We start from the raw sequence: 19,755 nt of genomic DNA, 5'->3' as shown, positions 1-19,755 counted from the left end.
CTCAGACCTTGGCGGTCTGGTAGTAGCGCTTGACGTGCTCGGTCAACTGGTAGCCGCCGGAGGTGTCCGGGGCCGGCTTGGGGTGGGCGGCGGCCTGCGGCGGCGCGGGCAACTGGCCCGGCAGCACGGCGGCGACCGCGGCCAGCGCACCGGCGGTGCCGACGCCGGCGAAGACGCGCCGGCGGGTCAGCGTGGAACGCTCAGGGGTGGGGTACTGGCTCATCGAACGGGCTCCGGCAGCGTGAACTGCGGTGATTAGGTTGCGGTTATGCAAGGGCGGCAATAAGGGTCAATCCGTAAGGGTTCGCGACAGTTTGTCGTGGGTATTGCGCCAATTTGTCGGGCGTGTCGCCAAACCGACTGAAAACCCGGAAGGACTCGGGCCGGACAATTTGTCGCAGGCGGTTTGGCGAGTGCCCCATTCGGGGTTTGACTGCAGACGAACCGCTGGAATTCCCTCGTCGCTCAGGGGCAACGCCGATGCGCTGCGGAGGGCGGCCTGTAGACTGGCCAGCATTCAGCGCCCCTTTTGACCGCCCCTTGCCGACATATTCATGCGGACCGACACCGAAACTCTCCCGACACCCCGGATACCCCCGACCGACATCCGGGTCGCCGTGGTGATCGACCGGCAGCACCAGCCCAGCCGCTGGGAGGACTGGCGTTTCACGCTGGCCGATGTGGCGCTGGACGACGGCCAGTACGGTGACGTGCCGCGCCTGCTGCGCGATGACGGGACGGCGGCGCAGTTCCTGTTTCCGGGTCTGCCGGTCGAATTGCGCCGCGACGAGGGCGAGGGCTATTTCCTCAACCTGACCTCGGGCGCGCCGGTCTGGTTCGTGATGTGGCGCATCGACGAGGACGACCCCTCGCGTGCCTGGCCTGAGCGGGTCACGCTGTCCTACAACGAGGCCGGGCGCCTCCTCGACGCGCAGGAGCGGGTGGACAACCGGCCGCTGCCGGCCGAGGTGCGCGACTGGCTGCAGGTCTACACCGACGCGCACTACCGGCCCGAGCCGAAGAAGCGCCGCCGGCCGGTGTCCTTCGTCGCGCCGGAGCAGCGCGGCGCGGCCGACGAGCCGGCCTGCTGACCATGGCGACCGACCACGAGCCCGAGGGCGGTTTCCTGTCGCGCTGGTCGCGGCGCAAGGTGCAGGTGCGGCAGGGCGCGCCAGTGGCCGAGGAGCCGCTGCGGTCACTGCCCGCGGAGGAGCCCGTGGCGGCCGTGCCGGCCCGGGTGGTGGCACCACCAGCACCTGCATCGGCACCGGCACAAGCGCAGGCCCCCGCGCTGCCACCCCCGACACTCGCCGACGCCGCGCAGCTCACCCCCGCCTCCGACTTCACCCGCTTCGTCGCCCGTGGTGTCGATCCGTCGGTGAAGAACGCGGCGCTGAAGACGCTGTTCACCGATCCGCATTTCAACGTCATGGACGGCCTCGACACCTACATCGAGGACTACGGCCTGGCCGATCCGATCCCGCTGGCGATGCTGCGCCAGATGGCGCAGTCGAAGGCGCTCGGCCTGTTCGCCGACGATGACACCGACAAAGACAGAGACACCGAAGAGAACCCCGCCGATGAAAACACTGCTGTGCGACTGCAACCGGACGATGCCGCTGGATTCGGGGGCGATCGCCCGGACGCTGATGCGCACGCCGGGGGCGAATGCGGACGGGCTGGAGACGACGCACACCCTGCTGTGCCGGCGTGAAGCGGGCGCCTTCCAGCGTGCGGCCAAGGCGACCGGGCCGGGCGAGGCGCTGCTGGTGGCCTGCACGCAGGAGAGCCGGCTCTTCCTCGATCTGAACGCCGAGACCGCCGGCGCGCCCGGCACCGACGAGCGCCCGATCCACTTCGTCAACCTGCGCGAGACCGGCGGCTGGTCCCGCGACGCCAAGGCGGCCACGCCGAAGCTCGCTGCGCTGATCGCCGCGGCGCAACTGCCGGACGTGCAGCCCGTCACCACGGTGCCGTTCCACTCGGCCGGCCGCTGCCTCGTGATCGGCGCGGCGGACGCGGTGCAGTCGGCGGCGGCGATGCTGCGCGACCGGCTGGCGGTGACGCTGCTGGTGGACGAGGCGGCGGGCGTGGACGGATCACTGGCGCAGCGCCGCGACCTGCCGGTGTTCACCGGACGGGTGACGCGGCTGCGCGGCTGGCTGGGGGCGTTCGAGGTGCAGTGGTCGTCGTCGAACCCGATCGACCTCGACCTCTGCACGCGCTGCAACGCCTGCCTCGACGCCTGCCCGGAAGGCGCGATCGACTTCCGCTACCAGATCGACCTGAGCCGCTGCAAGAGCCACCGCGACTGCGTGCAGGTCTGCGACGCGGCCGGCGCGATCGATTTCAACCGTGCCCCGCTGCTCACCGACGAACGCTTCGATCTCGTGCTCGACCTGCGCGAGACCGCCGCCTTCTCGCAGCACCAGCCGCCGCAGGGCTACTTCCATGTGCCGCAGGGCGTGCGTGGCGCCGCCGAGCCGAAACGCCTGTTCGACGCCGTGCTGCAACTGCGCGAGCTGGTCGGCACCTTCGACAAGCCGAAGTTCTTCCACTACCAGCACCGCCTGTGCGCCCACAGCCGCAACGAGCAGATCGGCTGCACGGCCTGCATCGACGTCTGCTCGACGAGTGCCATTTCCAGCGACGCCTCGCGCAAGGGCAAGGCCAAGACCGCGCTGGCGGGCGGCATCGTCGTCGAGCCGCACCTGTGCGCGGGCTGTGGCGCCTGCACGACGGTGTGCCCGAGCGGCGCGCTCACCTTCGCCTATCCCGGCCCGGTCGACCAGGGCAAGCGGCTGCACCGGCTGATCTCGACCTACGCCCGCGCCGGCGGCCAGAACGCGGCGCTGCTGCTGCACAGCGAGCAGGCCGGTGCCAGGCTGATCGACGACCTCGGCCGCGCGGCGCGGGTCGATCGCGCGATGCACGGCGTGCCGGCGCGGGTGCTGCCGGTGGCGGTATGGCATACGGCCAGCGTCGGGATCGACCTGTGGCTGTCCGCGATTGCGCAAGGGGCGAGCCAGGTCTTCGTGCTGCTGACCGCCGAAGAGGCGCCCGAGTACCGCACCGCATTGGCCGAGCAGATGGCGGTGGCGCAGGCGCTGCTGACCGGGCTGGGCTATGCGGGCGAGCATTTCAAGCTGATCGAGGCCCGGGACGCTCGCGACTTGGTCGCGCTCGATGCCGCACTGCGCTGCGCCCCCGCCCAGTGCGTCGCGCAGCCCACCGCGATCGTCGCCCAGGCGGACAAGCGCGCGACGCTCGACCTGATGATCGACCACCTGAGCGCCCACGCGCCCACGCCGGTCGACGTCGTCGCGTTGCCCAAGGCCGGCGCACCGTTTGGCGCCGTGCTGGTGGACACCGCGAAATGCACGCTCTGCCTGAGCTGCGTCGGCGCCTGCCCGGAGAACGCGCTGGCCGACAACCCCGAGCGCCCGCAGTTGAAGTTCACCGAGAAGAACTGCGTGCAGTGCGGCCTGTGCGAGACGACTTGCCCGGAAGGGGCGATCACGCTGGAGCCGCGCCTGCTGCTGGCCGACGAGGGCCGGGCGCGCCGGCAGTCGCGCGTGCTGCATGAGGTCGAGCCCTTCCGCTGCATCCGCTGCACCAAGCCGTTTGGCACGCTGAAGGTGATCGAGAACATGCTGGCCAAGCTGTCCGCGCACCCGGCCTTCCAGGGCGCGGCGGCCGAGCGGCTGAAGATGTGCGGCGATTGCCGGGTGGTCGATCTGCACAGCAACCCCAGCGAAGTCCGCATCACCGATGTGCCGCGCGGCACGCCCCGTTATTGAGACCCAGACTGAGCCCGAGCCGATCCCATGAACCAAGACGATCTCCGCGCCCTGAGCTTCGCCAGCGCCGACCACAGCGAGGAACTCGCCCGCGCCGAGCTGTACGGCCTGCTCGCGCGGCTGTGGATGGCGCCGCCGGATGCCGCGCTGCTGGCGCAATTCCGCGTCGTGGTCACCGAGACGCCGGAAGGCGGTCTGCTGGAGGCGCCGTGGCAGGCGCTCGTGTCGGCGCTGCGGACCACCACGCCCGAGGCGGCGGCCGACGAGTACGACGCGCTGTTCGGCGGGGTGGGCAAGCCGGAGGTCTTTCTCTACGGCTCGTTCTACCTGGCCGGCTTCCTCAACGAGAAGCCGCTGGCGGCGCTGCGCACCGACCTGGCCGCCCTCGGCCTGACCCGCGACGCCAGCCGTGGCGAGACCGAGGACCACATCGCCTACGGCTGCGAGGTGATGCGTTTCCTGATCGCGGGCGACGACATCGCGGTGTGCAACCTGGAGCAGCAGCGGCGCTTCTTCCGCGGCCACCTGCAGACCTGGGTCGCCGACCTGTGCGACGCCGTCGAGGCGCACCCGCGGGCGCAGCTCTGGCGCGCGGTGGCGCAGCTCACGCGCGTGTTCATGGACATCGAGACGCAGGGCTTCGACCTGCTGGAGGCGTGAGCATGGCGACCGCCCTTCCGACGACTGGCATCGACCCGCAGGACATCACCGGCCTCGTCCTCGCTGGCGGGCGCGGCAGCCGCATGGGCGGCGTGGACAAGGGGCTGCAGAACTTCCAGGGGATGCCACTGGCGCTGCACGCCGTGATGCGCCTGGGACCGCAGGTCGGCAGCCTGATGGTCAATGCGAACCGCAACCTCGCGGCCTACGAGTCGATGGGCGTGCCGGTGTGGCCGGATGCGACGACCGATTTTCCGGGGCCGCTGGCGGGGTTCCTGGCGGGGCTGGAGCGCTGCGAGACGCCGTACCTGGTCACGGTACCGTGCGACTCGCCGCAGTTCCCGACCGATCTGGTGGCGCGTCTGGCGGCGGCGCTGCATGCCGAGGAGGCCGACCTGGCGCTGGCTGTCACCCGCGAGGCGGATGGCACGCTGCAGACCCATCCTGTGTTCTGTCTGATGAAGGCCGGGCTGATGGAGAGTCTGGTGGTGTTCATGGCCGGGGGCCAGCGCCGCATCGAGCGTTGGACCGACCAGCACCGCTGCGCCCGGGTGCTCTTCGACCGGGAGGGGGACGTTGCCGGTTTTTTCAATGCCAACACCCTGGATGAGTTGCGCAGCCTGTCGCGCTGATCTGAAAAAGTCACGTCCGCGGCACAATCCAGCCATTTTGTGGCGGGGTTGACGATGAGCACATGGATTCGACGGATGGCGCCTGTGGCGCGTGGCCTGGGTGCAGCCGTGCTGCTGGCCGGCACGGTGGCGGTGGCGCAGGCGCAGTCCGTGCTGCGGGTGGCGATGGCCCCCGAAACGACCCCGGCCGAGCAGGAGGCACGTTTCGCTTCGCTGGGTCAGTTCCTGGAGACGCGCTACAAGCTGCGCGTGAAGTGGGTGCCGGTGGCCAGCGAGGCGTTTGCGGTGCGCGCGCTGCTGAACCGGGAAGCGGATCTGGTGTGGCTGAACGGCCTGTCCTATGTGCAAGCCTCGCTGCGGGCCAAGGACCGGGTCGTGCCGCTGGTGCAGCGCGAGGAAGACCAGAAGGCGCGCTCCGTCTTCATCACCAAGGCCAGCTCCAGCATCAAGAAACTCCCCGACCTCAAGGGCCGCACGCTCAGCCTCGGCCCGAGTGCCAGCACCGCGGAGAACCTGATGCCCCGCAGCGCCCTGATCGCGGCCAAGCTGCGCCCGGACGCCGACCTCACCGCAGTGCCCGCCGCGAACGCGGCGGCGGTGGTGGCGGCGGTGGTCGCCGGCCAGGCCGAGGCCGGCGCGCTCGGCCTGGCCACCTGGGAGCGCCTGGTCGCCGACAAGCAGGTCGACCCGGCGGCGGTCAAGGTCTTCTTCACCACACCGGTCTACACCGACCACACCTGGGCGGTGCTCGCCGACATGCCCGAAGGCAGCCGCAGGTCGATCGCCGGCGGGATGCTGGTGCTGGAGGCGGTCAAGGGCGGGCGCGACATCCTGAAAGCCCAGCGCGCCCACCGCTACACCGAAACCAAGGATGCGGGTTATGCGGCCGTGCGTGCCGCAGCGGAGCAGATGGGTCAGTTGCAATGAGGCGCTGAGCAGGCACGGCACAATTCACGCCTTTCTGAGGCGTGAACATGACAAGAATTCCTTTGACCGCTGCCCGCAGCGTCCGACTGCTCGCACTGGGGGCCGCACTGGCGGGTGCCGCGCTGACCGCGCAGGCCCAGGCTGTGCTGCGCGTGACCGCGATCCCCGACGAATCCCCGACCGAGCTGGCGCGCAAGTTCGAGCCGCTGGGCAAGTACCTGGAGGCCAAGCTCGGCATGAAGGTCGAGTGGACGCCGGTGACCGACTACGCCGCGGCGGTCGAGACGCTGGTGAACAAGAAGGTGGATCTCGCCTGGTTCGGCGGCTTCACCTTCGTGCAGGCGAATGTGCGCTCCGGTGGCAAGGTGATTCCGCTGGTGCAGCGGGCCGAGGACGAGAAGTTCCGCTCGGTCTTCATCACCGACGCGGCCTCGGGCATCACGAAGCTCGACGATCTCAAGGGCAAGACGCTGAGCTTCGGCTCGGCCTCCAGCACCTCGGGCCACCTGATGCCGCGCAGCTACCTGCTGGCCGCCAGGATCAACCCCGATGCCGACCTGAAGCGCGTGAGCTTCTCCGGCGCCCACGACGCGACCATCGCGGCGGTCGCCAGCGGCAAGGTCGATGCAGGCGCGCTGAACATCTCCGTCTGGGAGAAGTTCGTCGCCGACAAGAAGGTCGATCCGGCGGTGGTCAAGGTGTTCTACACGACGCCCGGCTACTACGACTACAACTGGAGCGTGCACGCCGACATGCCCGCTGCGCTGCGCGAGAAGATCGCCGCGGCCTTCCTGGCGCTGGAGTCGGCGCCGGGGGGCAAGGAGATCCTGGCGCTGCAGCGCGCCAGCCGCTTCATCCCGACCAAGGCCGAGCACTACAACGGCATCAAGGGTGCCGCCGAGCAGGCCGGGCTGCTGAAGTGAGTCTGTCGGCGCCGGTCGTGGTCGATCTGGGCGGACTGCAGGTCGCGCCGATGCCGGGGGCTGCGCCGGTGCTGAAGGGCCTCGATCTGCGGCTGACGGCGGGTGAGCAGGTCGCGGTGATCGGCGCGTCGGGTGCCGGCAAGACGACCCTGCTGCTGGCGCTGGCCGGGATGCTGCGGCCCTCGGCCGGGCGGCTGGCCCTGTTCGGCCAGGATCCGTGGACGCTGGGCAACGCCGCACGCCAGACGCTGCGGGCGCGTGCGCTGCTCGCACCGCAGGTGCCGCCACTGCCGCCGCGCCAGCGGGTGGTGACGGCGGTGCTGGCGGCACGGTTGCCGCAGATGTCGCTGTGGGCCAGCCTGCGCACGCTGTGGACGCCGCGGGTGGCGGACGCCGAGCGCGTGCAACGGGCGTTGGTGGCGCTCGATCTGCCCGACAAGCTCTGGCTGCGTGTCGATCGGCTCTCCGGCGGCGAGCGGCAGCGCGTCGGGCTGGTGCGGCTGCTGGTGGCGGATGCGGATCTGTGGCTGGTCGACGAGCCGCTGTCGGCGCTCGACCCGGCCCGGGCTGAGCTGGTGATGCGCCGGCTGACCGAGGCGGCGCGTGCCGAGGGCCGCACGCTGCTGTGTTCGCTGCACCAGGTCGAGGTGGCGCGGCGCTGCTTTGCGCGCACGGTGGCGCTGCGCGAGGGGCGGGTGGTCTACGACGGGCCGTCGTCCGGGCTGGACGATGCGCGGCTGCAGGCGCTGTATGGCGGCACGGTGTTCGCGCCGCCCGTCCTGCCGGCGCTGGATCCGGCCTCGGTCGCTGCGGTGCTGCCGCAGGCGATGTGCCGATGAACGCTGCCACGCTGGCGAATGCGGTGGCCGCGCACGATCCGGCGCTGCAGCGGCGCTGGCTGGGGCTGCTGGCGGCGGCGGTGGTGCTGTGGCCGCTGCTGGTGCTGGCCGAGTTCCAGCCGTGGACGCTGTTCGACGCCCGCAGCCTGCGCGTGACCGGGCGCTTTCTGGCCGAATTCGTGCCGCCGCGCCACGACGCCGAGTTCCTCGCGCTGCTGGCCCGCGAGACCTGGCGCACGGTGGCGATCGCGACGGCGGGCATGGCGCTGGCGGGCCTGATCGCGCTGCCGCTGGCGCTGGCGATGACCGAGCGGCTGTCCGTCAGCGCGGTCGGCGGGCGCATGGCGCGTGGGCCGGCGTGGCTGCGGCAGGGTGTGCGCGCGTTCACCGTGGTGCTGCGCTCGGTGCCGGAGCTGGTGTGGGCGCTGGTGTTCGTACGGGTCGTGGGCTTGGGGCCGACGGCGGGTGTGCTCGCCATCGCCATCGCCTACGGCGGCATGCTGGCCAAGGTCTGGGCCGAGATCCTGGAAAGCGCGGACGCCGCTCCCGCACAGGCGCTGCTGGGCCACGGCGCCGGGCGGCTGCAGACCTGGCTGTACGCGGCGCTGCCGGCCTCCGCACACGAGCTGGCGAGCTACACCGTCTACCGCTGGGAATGTGCGATCCGCTCCTCGGTGGTGCTGGGTTTTGTCGGCGCGGGCGGGCTCGGGCAGCAGCTCGACAACGCCGCCAAGATGTTCGCGGGCGGCGAGGTGAGCGCGATCCTGCTGGTCTTCATGGCGCTGGTGGCGCTGTCGGACCGGGTGAGCGCGTGGATCCGGCGGGGGCTGGCATGAGCCCGGCGCCGCAATCGCTGCCACCGCGTCCACCGCGCAGCCGCGCTTTGCCCGTGCTGGGTCTGGCGCTGCTGGCCCTGGTGGGGGCGAGTTTCTGGAGCCTGTCGCTGCGCTGGTCCGACTTCCTCGGCCCGCAGGCGCTCGGGCAGATGGGGCAGTTCCTCGCCAGCTTCTTTCCGCCGGAGACCAGCGGCCCCTTCCTGCGCAAGACGGGCTGGGCCGCGCTGGAGACGCTGGCGATGTCGCTGCTCGGCACCGGGCTGGCAGCACTCTTCGGGCTGCTGCTGGCCGTGCCGGCGAGTCTGGCGGGCGGGGTGTCGGCGGCGCTGGTCCACGGGGCGGCACGCGCGGTGCTCAATCTGCTGCGTGCGGTGCCGGAGCTGGTCTGGGCGGCGCTGCTGCTGGTGTCGGCCGGACTGGGGCCGCTGCCGGGCACGCTGGCATTGGCGCTGCACACGACCGGCGTGCTGGGCCGCTTGCTGGCCGAGGCGCTGGAGAACGTGCCGCCCGCGCCGGCGCAGGTGCTGCGCAGCCGCGGTGCGGGCGTGGTCCAGGTCTTCCTGTTCGCCACGCTGCCGCAGGTCTCGGCCCAGTGGCTCGCCTACAGCCTCTACCGCTGGGAGAACAACATCCGCGCTGCCGCGGTGCTCGGCGTGGTCGGCGCGGGCGGACTGGGGCAGATGCTGAGCTTCCACCTCGGGCTGTTCCAGATGCGCGAGGCCTGCACGGTGCTGCTGGCGATGATCGGACTGGTGGCGCTGGTGGATGCGCTGTCGGCCTGGGTCCGACGGAACCACTTCGCTTGAATCTGCTCTGAAACGGGCGGGCACCACGACAGGATGCCCATAAAATCACGCCCCTTTCCTGCGTTCCCCCAGATTGACCACAACATGAGCATCAAGAGCGACAAGTGGATCCGCCGCATGGCCGAGCAGCACGCCATGATCGAGCCGTTCGAGCCCGCTCAGGTGCGCTACGCCCCCGACGGCCGCAAGCTCGTCAGCTATGGCACGTCCAGCTACGGCTACGACATCCGCTGTTCAGACGAATTCAAGATCTTCACCAACGTCCACTCCACGGTGGTCGACCCCAAGAACTTCGACGAGCGCAGCTTCGTCGACTTCAAGGGCGACGTCTGCATCATCCCGCCGAACAGCTTCGCGCTGGCGCGCACGGTCGAGTACTTCCGCATCCCGCGCAGCGTGCTTACGGTCTGCCTCGGCAAGAGCACCTACGCGCGCTGCGGGATCATCGTCAACGTGACGCCGTTCGAGCCCGAGTGGGAAGGCTATGTGACGCTGGAGTTCTCGAACACCACGCCACTGCCAGCCAAGATCTATGCGGGCGAGGGCTGCGCGCAGGTGGTGTTCTTCGAGAGTGACGAGGTCTGCGAGACCAGCTACCGCGACCGCGGCGGCAAGTACCAAGGCCAGACGGGGGTGACCCTGCCCAGGACCTGAGCGAGGCGGATCCCGCACCGACATGCGACATCTCGCTCGACCCGCGGCCATGGTGGCCAACTTCTTCGACTCCTTGCCGCCGGGGCAGGTGGCGGTCGCGACCGCCTTGCACCAGGCGGTGCTCGGCAGTGCCAGTGGCATTGACCAGGCGGTGCGATGGGGCAGTCTGATGTTTCTGGTGCGCGGCAACCAGCTGGTCACGCTGGTGCTCCACAAGGGCCAGGCGCATCTGCAGTACTTTCAGGGGGCGCTGCTGGTCGAACGCTTTCCTCAGCTGGAAGGGACCGGCAAGGGCATGCGCATCCTCAAGTTCCGCTACAGCCAGCCGGTCGACACCGAACTGGTGATGCGGATCACCGCTGCTGCGGTGGCGCTGCAGATCAGTGTCTGAACAGCGCTGTGCCACGCTGACCAGGACCGCCGTAGACCACGGCCTCCTCGCGTGGCAGCAGCACCTCCATGGCACTGTCCAGTGCGACAGTGGCCCGCAGCAGCGATTCACGCTGCACGGCGACCTCCCCGCTGGCCTTGACGAGCCGCGCGCGCAACGCCGCCGGCACCTGCCCGGCACGTGATGCGCGGCTGAATCCGTCGATGGCGCGGGTGAGGGCATCGCGCAGACCGCTGGCGTGTCGCTCGATGCGGTCGCTGTCGTGCTGGCGCAGCGATTGACCGAGGGCGTTCAGGTCCAGTTCGACGGCACAGAGCAGCTGCTCCAGGTCCGTGGCATCGGGGCAGTGCAGTGGGACGGACTGCAGGGGCGTGGCGGTCATGGGCAGGCGTGTCATGGCGTCAGGTCAGGGGGCACGCTGCCCGGTCGGGCCGGACAGGTGCTTCAGGTGGGTTTGCCGAGGTGTCCCAGCAGATCGTGTGCATTGGCCAGCAGCTTGTCGGCGATCGCGCTGGCGTTGACCTGGTAGCTGCCGTCGGCGATGGCGCTGCGGATACGGGCCACCTTGTCGGCATCGAAGTCGTCCGAAGAGCGCTCCAGCAGGGCCGTGGCGGTCTCCGAGACTTCCACCAGGGTACTGGGGGTGTCTTCGACGGCGGGGGATTCTGGGGCCTCAGCGGATGCCTCGGCCGCACGGGTCGGGTATTGGCTGGTGTTGACGGGGGCTGTCGCCGAGGTCGGGGCGGTGTTGCCGATCTTCATCACGTACTCCTTCGGGCCGAATCAGGCTCGGTTGTCGGGTGTCGCGGAGGAGAGTCCTTCGCGCAACCTCTTCGATGTGCCTGATATCGGTGGACGCTGCGGCCACTTTAGCGGGGCTGTGCAGGTCTTCTGGCATTCCTCCCCCGTACGGATGGTTTTCGGGCATATTTTTGCAAATTGCCATCGAATTGACGTGATTCAGGGTGGTTATTTCGGCTTTTGGCGAGCGGTCTGCGTCGCGTCGGACCTTGCGGCTCATGAGCGCACCTCCACCCGGTTTTGCCCGGTCGGCAAGCCGGTGATGACCTGCCCGGAGCCGACCCGGACCCGCACTGCCTGGCCTTCCATGCCCGAGTTCAGCGCCTGGCCGTCGGTGGAGGCTTCGAATCCCTCGCCGCGGTAGACCAGCGTCACCTTGTCGCCTGCCGCGAACCACTGGCGCACCCGCAGGTTGTCGGCCCGCAGCGCGGCGCCTGCACCGACACCATTCACCAGGCGTCTGCCCAGCAGGCGGGAGGTGTCCGTGAAGACCGGGGCGCTGCTGTTCGCCACATCGACCTCGGCGATCTGCAGGTCGGTCGCGGACAGCTCGGACCCCGCGGCCAGCGCTGCAGTGCTCACCACCGCCTTGCGCCAGACCTTCACCGTCACCGGCAGGTAGACATTCCAGGCCACCGGTCCGCTGACGCAGCGCAGGCCGACCCGGGTGCGGCCCCAGGGCAGCACGCCAGGCGGCAAGTAGGGCTCGATCTGCTGACAGGGCGCCAGCCGCAGACGCGCATCCAGCTGGCCGGGCAGCACTTCGACCCGCGCATCGCCCGCATCGGCCATGGCGCTGCGCGTCACGTCGACGACGCTGCGCGCCAGCGCGGCCGGCAGTGCGCTGTCAGTGTTGGTGGCAGCGCCGGGGGTCGCGGAGCGCGGGACGGCCGCCCGGGTGTCCGCCCAGGACATGGTCGTCAGCAGTGCCAGCCCGAGGGTCACGGCCACGGCGACCAGCACGCGCGGCGGTCGTCGGTGGCGGGCGGACTCCGGGGGCAGTGACACCTGCGCAGGGCAGGGGGCGGACGACTGGCGGAGCAGAGGCAAGCTGATCATGAAGGCGACTGTAGGAGCCACGCGCAGCCGATCAGGCCGCAAGATGGGCCGCGCAGGCCGTCCTATTCGTGGGAGCACAGGGGGGCGGGCGCATCAAGAATCGGATCCGAGCCCCCGGTGCGGGTCTGTCGCGATACCGGGTCCCCGTGGTCGCACCCGCTGCCGCTGCCGCCGACACTGCCATGCTGAACCGCCTATCCGCTTCACTCGAATTCCAGACCCAGGCGCTGGCGCTGCGCTCCGAGCGCCAGCGCCTGATCGCCAGCAACATCGCCAATGCCGATACGCCGGGTTACCAGGCCCGCGAGATCGACTTCGCCAAGACGCTGCAGCAGATGACGGGGGCGGGCGCCACGATCGGCGCGCCGGCCATGCTCAAGGGCACCGACGGACGGCACCTCGCCACGGGCGGCACCTCGGCCGCCATGCGCGACAGCCAGCTGCTCTACGCCGCGCCGAGCCAGACCAACCTGGACGCCAACACGGTCGACATGGACCGTGAACGCGCCAGCTTCGCCGACAACGCAGTGAAGTACGAAGCCACCCTGCGCTTCATCAACGGCAGCGTGCGCACCATGCTCGATGCCATCAAGGGCCAGTGAAAGGGGCAATGATGTCAATGTTCAACATTTTCCACATCGCCGGCAGCGCCGTCAGCGCGCAGAGCCAGCGGCTGAACACGGTGGCCACCAACCTGGCCAACGCCGACACGGCCGCCGGCCCGGACGGCAAGAGCTTCAAGGCCCGCCAGGTCGTCTTCCAGACCCTGCCGATGGGCGACCACGGCGCCGCCGGCGTCAAGGTGTCCCAGGTGCGCGAAGACAGCGCGGAGGGTCGGCGTGTGCACGACCCCGCCAATCCGAATGCGGACGGCAATGGCTACGTCACCTACAGCAACGTCAACGCGGTCGAGGAGATGGTCAACATGATCTCGGCCTCGCGTTCCTACCAGAACAACATCGAAGTGATGAACACCGCCAAGACCCTGCTGCTGAAGACGCTGCAGATGGGTCAGGGCTGATCTGATCCGCCGCACCAGGAACAAGGACTTCTCGCACCATGGCCTCGACCTCCACTGTCACCGACTCCTCCGCGCTCAGCCAGCTCACTGGCAGCGCGAAGAGCACCGCCTCCGCGACCCAGGAGGCGTCCGATCGGTTCCTGAAGCTGCTGGTCACGCAGATGCAGAGCCAGGATCCGCTCAACCCGATGGACAACGCCCAGGTCACCAGCCAGATGGCGCAGATCAACACCGTGTCCAGCCTCGGCACCGTCAACGACAGCCTGCAGGCGATGTCGGCGCAGCTCGTGCAGATGCAGGCGATGCAGAGTGCCTCGCTGGTGGGCCGCTCGGTCGTGGTGCCGGGCAACCGGCTGGAGGTCGGCGCGGACGGCGCCGTCGGGTATTTCGACATGGCCGGCGCGGCCGACAGTGTCAAGGTCGAGGTGCTGTCCAGCGCGGGCCGGGTGGTGGACACGATCGACATGGGGGCCGAAACCAGCGGCCGACATGCCTTCACCTGGACCCCGGGCGAGGGCGTCAGCGATGCCGGCGGCTTCCGCTTCCGCGTGGCAGCCACCGCAGGCACGGCCAGTGTCGCGACCACGGCACTGATGCGCGACCAGGTGAGCGCCGTCAGTTCGGGCGGCAGCACGGGCCTCAGCCTGCAGCTCAAGGGCGGCACCACCATCGCCTACAGCGACGTCCGCGCCTTTGGCGGCTGAACCGCCCGCACCCTCCGTTCCCCACCCGTTTCAGGAGCATCCACATGAATTTCCAGCAAGGTCTGTCCGGTCTGAACGCCACCAGCAAGAACATGGAGGTGATCGGCAACAACATCGCCAACGCCGGCACCTACGGGGCCAAGGCGGGGCGCGCCGAGTTCGCCGACATGTACGCCAACTCGATCGGCACCACCAACAACAACAACATCGGCATCGGCGTGCAGGTGGCCGCCGTGACCCAGCAGTTCTCGCAGGGCAGCGTCGTCTCCACCAGCAACATGATGGATGTGGCCATCAACGGACGTGGCTTCTTCCAGCTCAAGGAGCCCGCGGGCGGGCTGGTGTATTCGCGCAATGGCCAGTTCCAGGTGGACAGCACGGGCTACATCGTCAACTCGCAGAACCAGCGTCTGCAGGGCTACCAGGCTGACAAGGAAGGCGTGATCGAGACGGGGGTCAAGTCGGACTTGCAGCTCTCGATGTCGGGCATCGCGCCACAGGCCACCGACAAGATCAACATGACCTTCAACCTGGACTCGCGCGGCAAGGTGACCAAGCCGACCACCGGGACCATCGCGTTCGATGATCCGAGCACCTACAACAACGCCACCTCGGTGCAGGTGTTCGATGCCAAGGGCCAGCCGGCGGAAGTCACTTACTACTTCCAGAAGGCGGCCACCGACACCTGGAATGTCTATGCGGCCTTGGGCGACAAGTCGCTCAACGAAACCGCGGGTGTTCCGCAGCCGATGCTGGAGAACCTGACCTTCAATTCGAGTGGGCTCATGCCGAGCTTGGCCAGTGGGCCGCTGGAGCGGTTCACGCTGCCGGACATCCCCGCGACCGACAACAACGCGCTGATCAGCGGCATCAAGATCGATTTCACCGACTCGACCCAGTTCGGCGCCACGTTCAGCGTGACCGACCTGAACCAGAACGGCTACGCCCCTGGCCAGTTCGCCAGCCTGAACATCGGCGAGGACGGCATCATCAGCGCCCGCTACACCAACGGGCTGACCCAGCCGTCCGGCCAGCTGGAGATCGCCACCTTCCGCAATCCGCAGGCGCTCAGCTCGCTCGGCGGCAACGCCTGGGTGGGCACGCTGCAGGCAGGAGACCCGATCACCGGCACGCCCGGCTCGGGAACGCTGGGGGTGCTGCAGTCCGGTGCGCTGGAGGAGTCCAACGTCGACCTGACGGGCGAGCTGGTGAACATGATGACCGCGCAGCGCTTCTACCAGGCCAATGCGCAGACCATCAAGACACAGGACTCGATGCTGCAGACCCTGGTCAGCATGCGCTGACGGCACCGGGAGCGCTTGAATGGACCGTCGCATCTACCTCTCGATGTCGGGCGCCAAGGCGACGATGCAGCGCCAGGATGTCCTGGCGCACAACCTCGCCAACGTGTCCACCAATGGCTTCCGCGAGGAGCTGCAGTCCTTCCGCGCGGTGCCGGTGCGGGGCGACGGCGCCTCGACACGCGCCTTCGCGCTGGAAACCACCACGGGCTACAACCCGGAGCCGGGCAACGTCATCGCCACCGGACGGAGTCTCGACGTCGCCGTCAAGGGCAACGGCTGGCTGGCCGTGCAAGGCCTCGACGGCACGGAGGCCTATACCCGCGCCGGCGCACTCGACGTCAATGCCGAGGGCACGCTGGTCACCCGCAGCGGTCTGACCGTGCTGGGTGGCGGCGGCCCGATCAGCATCCCGCCCAACGCCGAAGTGAGCATCGCCGGGGACGGCACGGTCAGCGCCCGGGTGCCCGGCGGCGTGCCGGCGCCTGTGGGCCGGCTCAAGCTGGTCACCGCGGAAGCCCCCCTGAAGCGCGGTGAAGACGGCCTGTTCCGCGGCCCCGCGGGTGAACTGGACGCCGACCCTGCCGCCCAGGTGCAGGACAGTGCGCTCGAAAGCTCCAACGTCTCCGCGGTCAGCACGATGGTCGCCATGATCGCCGCGGCCCGGCAGTTCGAGGCCCAGATGAAGTCGATGCAGACCGCCGAAAAAGACGAGCAGCAGGCCCAGCAGCTGCTGTCCCTGAACTGAATCCAGCCGAACCAAGGACTCCCACCATGATGCGTTCCCTGTGGACCTCGAAGACCGGGATGGAAGCCCAGCAGACCCAGCTGGACGTCATCTCCCACAACCTCGCCAACGTCGCGACCAACGGCTACAAGAAGTCGCACGCGGTGTTCGAGGATCTGATGTACCAGAACCTGCGCCAGACCGGCGCGGCCAGCAGCGAGCAGACCCAGCTGCCCACCGGCCTGCAGGTCGGCCTGGGCGTGCGCACCGTGGCCACCTCGCGCCAGTTCAGCCAGGGCGGGCTGCAGCAGACGACCAACTCGCTGGACGTGGCGATCAAGGGCAATGGCTTCTTCCAGGTCCAGATGCCCGACGGCACGACCGGCTACACCCGCGACGGCGCCTTCCAGCTCAATGCCACCGGCCAGCTCGTCACCAACAACGGCCAGCTCGTGCAGCCCGGCGTGACGATCCCGCCCAACGCCCAGTCGGTCACCATCGCGCAGGACGGCAAGGTGTCGGTGTCGATGCCCGGCCAGGCGGCACCGCAGGCGGTGGGGCAGCTCACGCTGGCGTCCTTCGTCAATCCGGCGGGCCTGGAGCCGCGCGGTCAGAACCTCTTCACGGAAACCGCGGCCTCCGGCACGCCCGTGGCTGCCGCCCCCGGCTCGGATGGCATGGGCGCCTTGTCGCAGGGCTTCATCGAGACCTCCAACGTCAATGTGGTGGAAGAACTCGTGGCCATGATCCAGACCCAGCGCGCCTACGAGGTCAACTCCAAGGCCATCACCACCTCGGACCAGATGCTCCAGCGTCTGACGCAGCTGTGAACCAGACCGTGCGGGCTGCGGTGCTGCGGCGTCTGGTGTGGGGGCTGGGGCTGGTCGGTGCACTGTCCGGCTGCCAGCTCATGCCGACGGTGGCCAAGGTCGACATCGCGCCGGCAGAACCCGTGCGGCCCTACCCGACCGTGCGGCCCGTGGTCAACAACGGCGCCATCTTCCAGCACAGCCAGTACCGCCCGCTGTTCGAGGACCACCGCGCCCGCCTGGTCGGCGACACGCTGCTGGTGCAGATCGTCGAGCGGGTCAGCGCCAGCGCACGCTCCACCAGCAGCGTCGAGAAGACGGGCAGCCTCTCGGGCTCCATCGCCGCCGTGCCGCTGCTGCCGGCCACGGCACTGGGCAAGCTCGGGGTCGGGGGCGAGAGCGCCAACACCTTCAGCGGCAAGGGCGGCACCGAGAACACCAACAACTTCAGCGGCACGATCACCGCGGTCGTGGTCGAGGTGCTGCCCAACGGTCACATGATCGTCTCCGCCGAAAAGCAGATCGGCGTCAACGACAACGTCGACGTGCTGCGCTTCTCTGGCCAGATCGACCCGCGCTCCATCCAGCCGGGCAACACCGTGGCCTCGGCCCAGATCGCCAATGTCCGCGTCGAGCAGAAAAGCCGGGGCGGTCAGGCCGATGCCCAGCAGATCGGCTGGCTGTCGCGGTATTTCCTCAACCTGATGCCGATCTGAGTGATGGACATGCACCCTCTGAACCTTCAGTCGCCTCGCTGGCTGTGGATCCACCTCGGCTGCGTCGTGGTGCTGCTGCTGGGTGCCATGACACAGGCGCAGGCGGCCGTGCGCATCAAGGAAGTGGCGAATGTGCAAGGGGTGCGGCCCAACCAGCTGGTGGGCTACGGGCTGGTCGTCGGTCTGGACGGCACCGGGGACCAGACCACCCAGACGCCCTTCACCACGCAGAGCCTGAACGCGATGCTGCAGCAGCTCGGGGTCACCGTGCCGCAGGGCACCGGGATGCAGCTCAAGAATGTCGCGTCCGTGCTGGTGACGGCCACCTTGCCGGCCTTCGCGCAGCCGGGGCAGCCATTGGACGTCACCGTCTCCTCGCTCGGCAATGCCAAGAGCCTGCGCGGCGGCACGCTGATCGGCACGCCCCTGCGCGGCGCCGACAACCAGATCTATGCGCTGGCCCAGGGCAACCTGATCGTGGCCGGCGCCGGGGCCTCGGCCGGCGGCTCCAAGGTGCAGGTCAACCACCTGCTGGCGGGCCGCATTCCGGGCGGCGCCACGGTGGAGCGTGCCGTCGCCAACCCGCTGGCCCAGGGCGAGTTCCTGCAGCTCGACCTCAACAGCAGCGACTTCCACACCGCCCGAGAAGTGGCCAAGGTCATCAATGCCCGTTTCGGTCCCGGGACCGCCTCGGCCATGGACGGCCGCGTGATCCGCGTGAAGATGCCGGCCACGCCCGACCAGCGTGTGGGGTTCATGGCCGACATCGAGAACCTGTCGCTGGAGCAGGCCGCGCCGGCTGCCAAGGTCGTCGTCAACGCCCGGACCGGGTCGGTGGTGATGAACCAGTCCGTCACGCTGGGTGCCTGCGCCGTGGCGCACGGCAACCTGTCCGTGTCCATCAGCTCGACGCCGGTGGTCAGCCAGCCGGGGCCGCTGTCCGCCGGGCAGACCACCGTGACCGAGCGCACCGACATCCGCATGCAGCAGGACGGCGGCGCGCTGGTGCAGCTGCCCGCGGGCACGAAGCTGACCGAAGTCGTGAAGGCGCTCAATGCGCTGGGGGCATCGCCCGCGGACCTGCTGGCCATCCTGCAGGCCATCAAGGCTGCAGGTGCGCTGAGCGCGGAAATCGAAGTCATCTGACGCCCATCTGAGGCCCATCTGAGGCGATACAAGGTAGATCGACATGCAACGCCCGTCTTCCACCCAGCAACTCGCCGCCGGCGGTGCCTCGCTCGACGCCTTGCGCGGTGCGGCGGCCCGCAACCCGGCCGACACCATCAAGGAGGTCTCGCGCCAGTTCGAGGCCCTGTTCATGCAGGAGCTGATGAAGAGCATGCGCGCGACCACGATGGAGAGCGGCATGCTGTCGAACTCGGCCACCGCGATGGGCGGCGACATGCTCGACCAGCAGTACGCGGTGCAGCTGTCCGGCCAGCCCGGCGGACTGGCCGCGGCCATCGCCCGCCAGCTGGAGCGGCAGATGGGCGTGGCCTCGGCCACGGATCCCGCACCCGGCCAGCCGCGCTTTCTGCCGCTGCCGGGTCTGCGCAGCAGCGTCGGCGCCCCCGGTGGCCCCTCGGTGTCGGCGCTGTCCGGCGCGACGGAGTCGGCCTCGGCGCGCGCCGTCACCCCCTACGGCAGCAACGCACAGCAGTTCGTGGCGAGCCAGGCGGCGGCGGCGGCCCGGGTGTCCGCGGACAGTGGCATCCCGGCCGACTTCATGCTCGCCCAGGCCGCCCACGAGACCGGCTGGGGGCGTCGCGAGATCCGCGGTCGTGACGGCAGCAATTCGCACAACCTGTTCGGCATCAAGGCGGGCCCCGGCTGGAATGGCCCGAGCGTCACCATCACGACCACCGAGGTCATCGATGGCGAGCCGCGCAAGGTGCAGGCGCAGTTCCGCGCCTACGGTTCCTATGAAGAGAGCTTCCGCGACTACGCCCGCCTCATCGGCAGCAGCCCGCGCTATGCCGCCGCCCGCCGGGCCACCGACGACCCGAGCGCCTTCGCCCGCGAACTGCAGCGCGCGGGTTACGCGACCGACCCCGACTACGCCGCCAAGCTCACCCGCGTGATCCAGACCACGCAAAGATTGCAACGCAGTCTTGGGCGCGCTGGCCAGCCTGCCGATATACAGGCCTGA

25 protein-coding genes are annotated in these 19,755 nt (G+C 69.3%); 21 read left to right on the top strand and 4 right to left on the bottom strand.

From position 1 onward, the window contains the following. Position 1: 1 nt before the first annotated feature. On the bottom strand, positions 2-223 hold the full coding sequence (locus tag U5O44_RS09240; RefSeq protein WP_322588140.1) for a formate dehydrogenase: 222 nt from the start codon (positions 221-223) through the stop codon (positions 2-4). A 331-nt stretch (positions 224-554) separates the two neighbouring features. Between U5O44_RS09240 and U5O44_RS09235 the strand changes: the two genes are divergently transcribed. The 12 genes from U5O44_RS09235 to U5O44_RS09180 all read left to right on the top strand — a co-directional run bounded on the left by U5O44_RS09235 (position 555) and on the right by U5O44_RS09180 (position 10,468). Beyond that, complete coding sequence (locus U5O44_RS09235) at positions 555-1,091, top strand: DUF3305 domain-containing protein (protein ID WP_322588139.1); 537 nt, start codon at positions 555-557, stop codon at positions 1,089-1,091. Between the two features lie 2 nt (positions 1,092-1,093). Next, positions 1,094-1,714, top strand: coding sequence for a DUF3306 domain-containing protein (locus tag U5O44_RS09230; protein ID WP_322588138.1), 621 nt, complete (start codon positions 1,094-1,096; stop codon positions 1,712-1,714). After that, the gene (locus tag U5O44_RS09225) at positions 1,614-3,800 is read left to right on the top strand and encodes a 4Fe-4S binding protein (protein WP_322588498.1); all 2,187 of its coding nucleotides are present in this window, start codon (positions 1,614-1,616) and stop codon (positions 3,798-3,800) included. The genes U5O44_RS09230 and U5O44_RS09225 overlap by 101 nt, the downstream gene beginning before the upstream one ends. A 27-nt stretch (positions 3,801-3,827) precedes the next feature. Continuing rightward, a complete protein-coding gene (locus tag U5O44_RS09220; protein ID WP_322588137.1) occupies positions 3,828-4,460 on the top strand; it encodes a TorD/DmsD family molecular chaperone in 633 nt (210 codons plus the stop codon). A gap of 2 nt (positions 4,461-4,462) precedes the next feature. Next, complete coding sequence (gene mobA / locus U5O44_RS09215) at positions 4,463-5,092, top strand: molybdenum cofactor guanylyltransferase MobA (RefSeq protein WP_322588136.1); 630 nt, start codon at positions 4,463-4,465, stop codon at positions 5,090-5,092. 54 nt (positions 5,093-5,146) lie between these two features. Next, positions 5,147-6,019 carry a phosphate/phosphite/phosphonate ABC transporter substrate-binding protein gene (gene phnD, locus U5O44_RS09210; protein WP_322588135.1) on the top strand — a complete coding sequence of 291 codons (873 nt, stop codon included), beginning with the start codon at positions 5,147-5,149 and terminating at the stop codon, positions 6,017-6,019. 47 nt (positions 6,020-6,066) lie between these two features. After that, positions 6,067-6,942: a putative selenate ABC transporter substrate-binding protein gene (locus U5O44_RS09205; protein WP_322588134.1), complete on the top strand. Its 876-nt coding sequence runs from the start codon at positions 6,067-6,069 to the stop codon at positions 6,940-6,942. Beyond that, positions 6,939-7,781, top strand: coding sequence for a phosphonate ABC transporter ATP-binding protein (locus U5O44_RS09200; protein ID WP_322588133.1), 843 nt, complete (start codon positions 6,939-6,941; stop codon positions 7,779-7,781). Before U5O44_RS09205 ends, U5O44_RS09200 begins: the two co-directional genes overlap by 4 nt. Beyond that, positions 7,778-8,617, top strand: coding sequence for a PhnE/PtxC family ABC transporter permease (locus U5O44_RS09195; RefSeq protein ID WP_322588132.1), 840 nt, complete (start codon positions 7,778-7,780; stop codon positions 8,615-8,617). The genes U5O44_RS09200 and U5O44_RS09195 overlap by 4 nt, the downstream gene beginning before the upstream one ends. Beyond that, positions 8,614-9,423 (top strand): phosphonate ABC transporter, permease protein PhnE, encoded by an 810-nt coding sequence (gene phnE, locus U5O44_RS09190; RefSeq protein WP_322588131.1) that lies wholly within the window; start codon positions 8,614-8,616, stop codon positions 9,421-9,423. The genes U5O44_RS09195 and phnE overlap by 4 nt, the downstream gene beginning before the upstream one ends. Before the next feature lie 84 nt (positions 9,424-9,507). Further along, positions 9,508-10,077 carry a dCTP deaminase gene (gene dcd / locus U5O44_RS09185; protein WP_179634503.1) on the top strand — a complete coding sequence of 190 codons (570 nt, stop codon included), beginning with the start codon at positions 9,508-9,510 and terminating at the stop codon, positions 10,075-10,077. 22 nt (positions 10,078-10,099) lie between these two features. Further along, complete coding sequence (locus U5O44_RS09180) at positions 10,100-10,468, top strand: DUF1801 domain-containing protein (protein ID WP_322588130.1); 369 nt, start codon at positions 10,100-10,102, stop codon at positions 10,466-10,468. On the opposite strand, the gene U5O44_RS09175 is transcribed toward U5O44_RS09180, so the two are convergent. The 3 genes from U5O44_RS09175 to flgA form a co-directional block, all read right to left on the bottom strand. Beyond that, positions 10,458-10,865, bottom strand: coding sequence for a hypothetical protein (locus tag U5O44_RS09175; RefSeq protein ID WP_322588129.1), 408 nt, complete (start codon positions 10,863-10,865; stop codon positions 10,458-10,460). The two genes, U5O44_RS09180 and U5O44_RS09175, sit on opposite strands and share 11 nt — an antisense overlap. A 47-nt stretch (positions 10,866-10,912) precedes the next feature. Further along, the gene (gene flgM, locus U5O44_RS09170; RefSeq protein WP_322588128.1) at positions 10,913-11,230 is read right to left on the bottom strand and encodes a flagellar biosynthesis anti-sigma factor FlgM; all 318 of its coding nucleotides are present in this window, start codon (positions 11,228-11,230) and stop codon (positions 10,913-10,915) included. Between the two features lie 255 nt (positions 11,231-11,485). Further along, entirely contained in the window at positions 11,486-12,328 is an 843-nt protein-coding gene (gene flgA, locus U5O44_RS09165; RefSeq protein ID WP_322588127.1) for a flagellar basal body P-ring formation chaperone FlgA, read from the bottom strand. 182 nt (positions 12,329-12,510) lie between these two features. Between flgA and flgB the strand changes: the two genes are divergently transcribed. Genes flgB through flgJ form a run of 9 tightly spaced genes read left to right on the top strand, consistent with a single transcriptional unit; the run spans position 12,511 to position 19,755 of the window. Next, entirely contained in the window at positions 12,511-12,930 is a 420-nt protein-coding gene (gene flgB, locus U5O44_RS09160) for a flagellar basal body rod protein FlgB (protein ID WP_322588126.1), read from the top strand. 11 nt (positions 12,931-12,941) lie between these two features. Continuing rightward, positions 12,942-13,349 (top strand): flagellar basal body rod protein FlgC, encoded by a 408-nt coding sequence (gene flgC, locus U5O44_RS09155; protein WP_322588125.1) that lies wholly within the window; start codon positions 12,942-12,944, stop codon positions 13,347-13,349. Positions 13,350-13,387: 38 nt separating this feature from the next. Then, positions 13,388-14,053: a flagellar hook assembly protein FlgD gene (locus tag U5O44_RS09150; RefSeq protein ID WP_322588124.1), complete on the top strand. Its 666-nt coding sequence runs from the start codon at positions 13,388-13,390 to the stop codon at positions 14,051-14,053. Between the two features lie 44 nt (positions 14,054-14,097). Continuing rightward, complete coding sequence (gene flgE, locus U5O44_RS09145; RefSeq protein ID WP_322588123.1) at positions 14,098-15,357, top strand: flagellar hook protein FlgE; 1,260 nt, start codon at positions 14,098-14,100, stop codon at positions 15,355-15,357. A 19-nt stretch (positions 15,358-15,376) separates the two neighbouring features. Continuing rightward, entirely contained in the window at positions 15,377-16,102 is a 726-nt protein-coding gene (flgF, locus tag U5O44_RS09140; RefSeq protein ID WP_322588122.1) for a flagellar basal-body rod protein FlgF, read from the top strand. Between the two features lie 26 nt (positions 16,103-16,128). Further along, the gene (gene flgG, locus U5O44_RS09135; protein WP_322588121.1) at positions 16,129-16,911 is read left to right on the top strand and encodes a flagellar basal-body rod protein FlgG; all 783 of its coding nucleotides are present in this window, start codon (positions 16,129-16,131) and stop codon (positions 16,909-16,911) included. After that, the gene (locus U5O44_RS09130) at positions 16,908-17,606 is read left to right on the top strand and encodes a flagellar basal body L-ring protein FlgH (protein WP_322588120.1); all 699 of its coding nucleotides are present in this window, start codon (positions 16,908-16,910) and stop codon (positions 17,604-17,606) included. Before flgG ends, U5O44_RS09130 begins: the two co-directional genes overlap by 4 nt. A gap of 9 nt (positions 17,607-17,615) precedes the next feature. Beyond that, positions 17,616-18,752 carry a flagellar basal body P-ring protein FlgI gene (locus U5O44_RS09125; RefSeq protein WP_416222163.1) on the top strand — a complete coding sequence of 379 codons (1,137 nt, stop codon included), beginning with the start codon at positions 17,616-17,618 and terminating at the stop codon, positions 18,750-18,752. Positions 18,753-18,795: 43 nt separating this feature from the next. After that, positions 18,796-19,755 carry a flagellar assembly peptidoglycan hydrolase FlgJ gene (gene flgJ / locus U5O44_RS09120; RefSeq protein ID WP_322588119.1) on the top strand — a complete coding sequence of 320 codons (960 nt, stop codon included), beginning with the start codon at positions 18,796-18,798 and terminating at the stop codon, positions 19,753-19,755.

Origin of the sequence: Sphaerotilus sp. (genome assembly GCF_034519685.1) — a bacterium.
In the GTDB taxonomy this organism is placed as follows: Bacteria; Pseudomonadota; Gammaproteobacteria; order Burkholderiales; family Burkholderiaceae_C; genus Sphaerotilus.
This window is presented reverse-complemented; position numbering and strand designations above follow the sequence as displayed.

Bases quoted from the DNA above. Each gene is read 5' to 3' on its own strand.
- U5O44_RS09150 (WP_322588124.1), top strand. From the start codon at position 13,388: ATGGCCTCGACCTCCACTGTCACCGACTCCTCCGCGCTCAGCCAGCTC.
- flgB (WP_322588126.1), top strand. From the start codon at position 12,511: ATGCTGAACCGCCTATCCGCTTCACTCGAATTCCAGACCCAGGCGCTG.
- flgM (WP_322588128.1), bottom strand. From the start codon at position 11,230: ATGAAGATCGGCAACACCGCCCCGACCTCGGCGACAGCCCCCGTCAAC.
- U5O44_RS09175 (WP_322588129.1), bottom strand. From the start codon at position 10,865: ATGACACGCCTGCCCATGACCGCCACGCCCCTGCAGTCCGTCCCACTG.
- flgF (WP_322588122.1), top strand. From the start codon at position 15,377: ATGGACCGTCGCATCTACCTCTCGATGTCGGGCGCCAAGGCGACGATG.
- flgG (WP_322588121.1), top strand. From the start codon at position 16,129: ATGATGCGTTCCCTGTGGACCTCGAAGACCGGGATGGAAGCCCAGCAG.
- U5O44_RS09125 (WP_416222163.1), top strand. From the start codon at position 17,616: ATGCACCCTCTGAACCTTCAGTCGCCTCGCTGGCTGTGGATCCACCTC.
- flgC (WP_322588125.1), top strand. From the start codon at position 12,942: ATGTCAATGTTCAACATTTTCCACATCGCCGGCAGCGCCGTCAGCGCG.
- flgA (WP_322588127.1), bottom strand. From the start codon at position 12,328: ATGATCAGCTTGCCTCTGCTCCGCCAGTCGTCCGCCCCCTGCCCTGCG.
- phnE (WP_322588131.1), top strand. From the start codon at position 8,614: ATGAGCCCGGCGCCGCAATCGCTGCCACCGCGTCCACCGCGCAGCCGC.
- U5O44_RS09220 (WP_322588137.1), top strand. From the start codon at position 3,828: ATGAACCAAGACGATCTCCGCGCCCTGAGCTTCGCCAGCGCCGACCAC.
- U5O44_RS09225 (WP_322588498.1), top strand. From the start codon at position 1,614: ATGCCGCTGGATTCGGGGGCGATCGCCCGGACGCTGATGCGCACGCCG.
- U5O44_RS09205 (WP_322588134.1), top strand. From the start codon at position 6,067: ATGACAAGAATTCCTTTGACCGCTGCCCGCAGCGTCCGACTGCTCGCA.
- U5O44_RS09195 (WP_322588132.1), top strand. From the start codon at position 7,778: ATGAACGCTGCCACGCTGGCGAATGCGGTGGCCGCGCACGATCCGGCG.
- U5O44_RS09230 (WP_322588138.1), top strand. From the start codon at position 1,094: ATGGCGACCGACCACGAGCCCGAGGGCGGTTTCCTGTCGCGCTGGTCG.
- dcd (WP_179634503.1), top strand. From the start codon at position 9,508: ATGAGCATCAAGAGCGACAAGTGGATCCGCCGCATGGCCGAGCAGCAC.
- U5O44_RS09180 (WP_322588130.1), top strand. From the start codon at position 10,100: ATGCGACATCTCGCTCGACCCGCGGCCATGGTGGCCAACTTCTTCGAC.
- flgE (WP_322588123.1), top strand. From the start codon at position 14,098: ATGAATTTCCAGCAAGGTCTGTCCGGTCTGAACGCCACCAGCAAGAAC.
- phnD (WP_322588135.1), top strand. From the start codon at position 5,147: ATGAGCACATGGATTCGACGGATGGCGCCTGTGGCGCGTGGCCTGGGT.
- mobA (WP_322588136.1), top strand. From the start codon at position 4,463: ATGGCGACCGCCCTTCCGACGACTGGCATCGACCCGCAGGACATCACC.
- flgJ (WP_322588119.1), top strand. From the start codon at position 18,796: ATGCAACGCCCGTCTTCCACCCAGCAACTCGCCGCCGGCGGTGCCTCG.
- U5O44_RS09240 (WP_322588140.1), bottom strand. From the start codon at position 223: ATGAGCCAGTACCCCACCCCTGAGCGTTCCACGCTGACCCGCCGGCGC.
- U5O44_RS09235 (WP_322588139.1), top strand. From the start codon at position 555: ATGCGGACCGACACCGAAACTCTCCCGACACCCCGGATACCCCCGACC.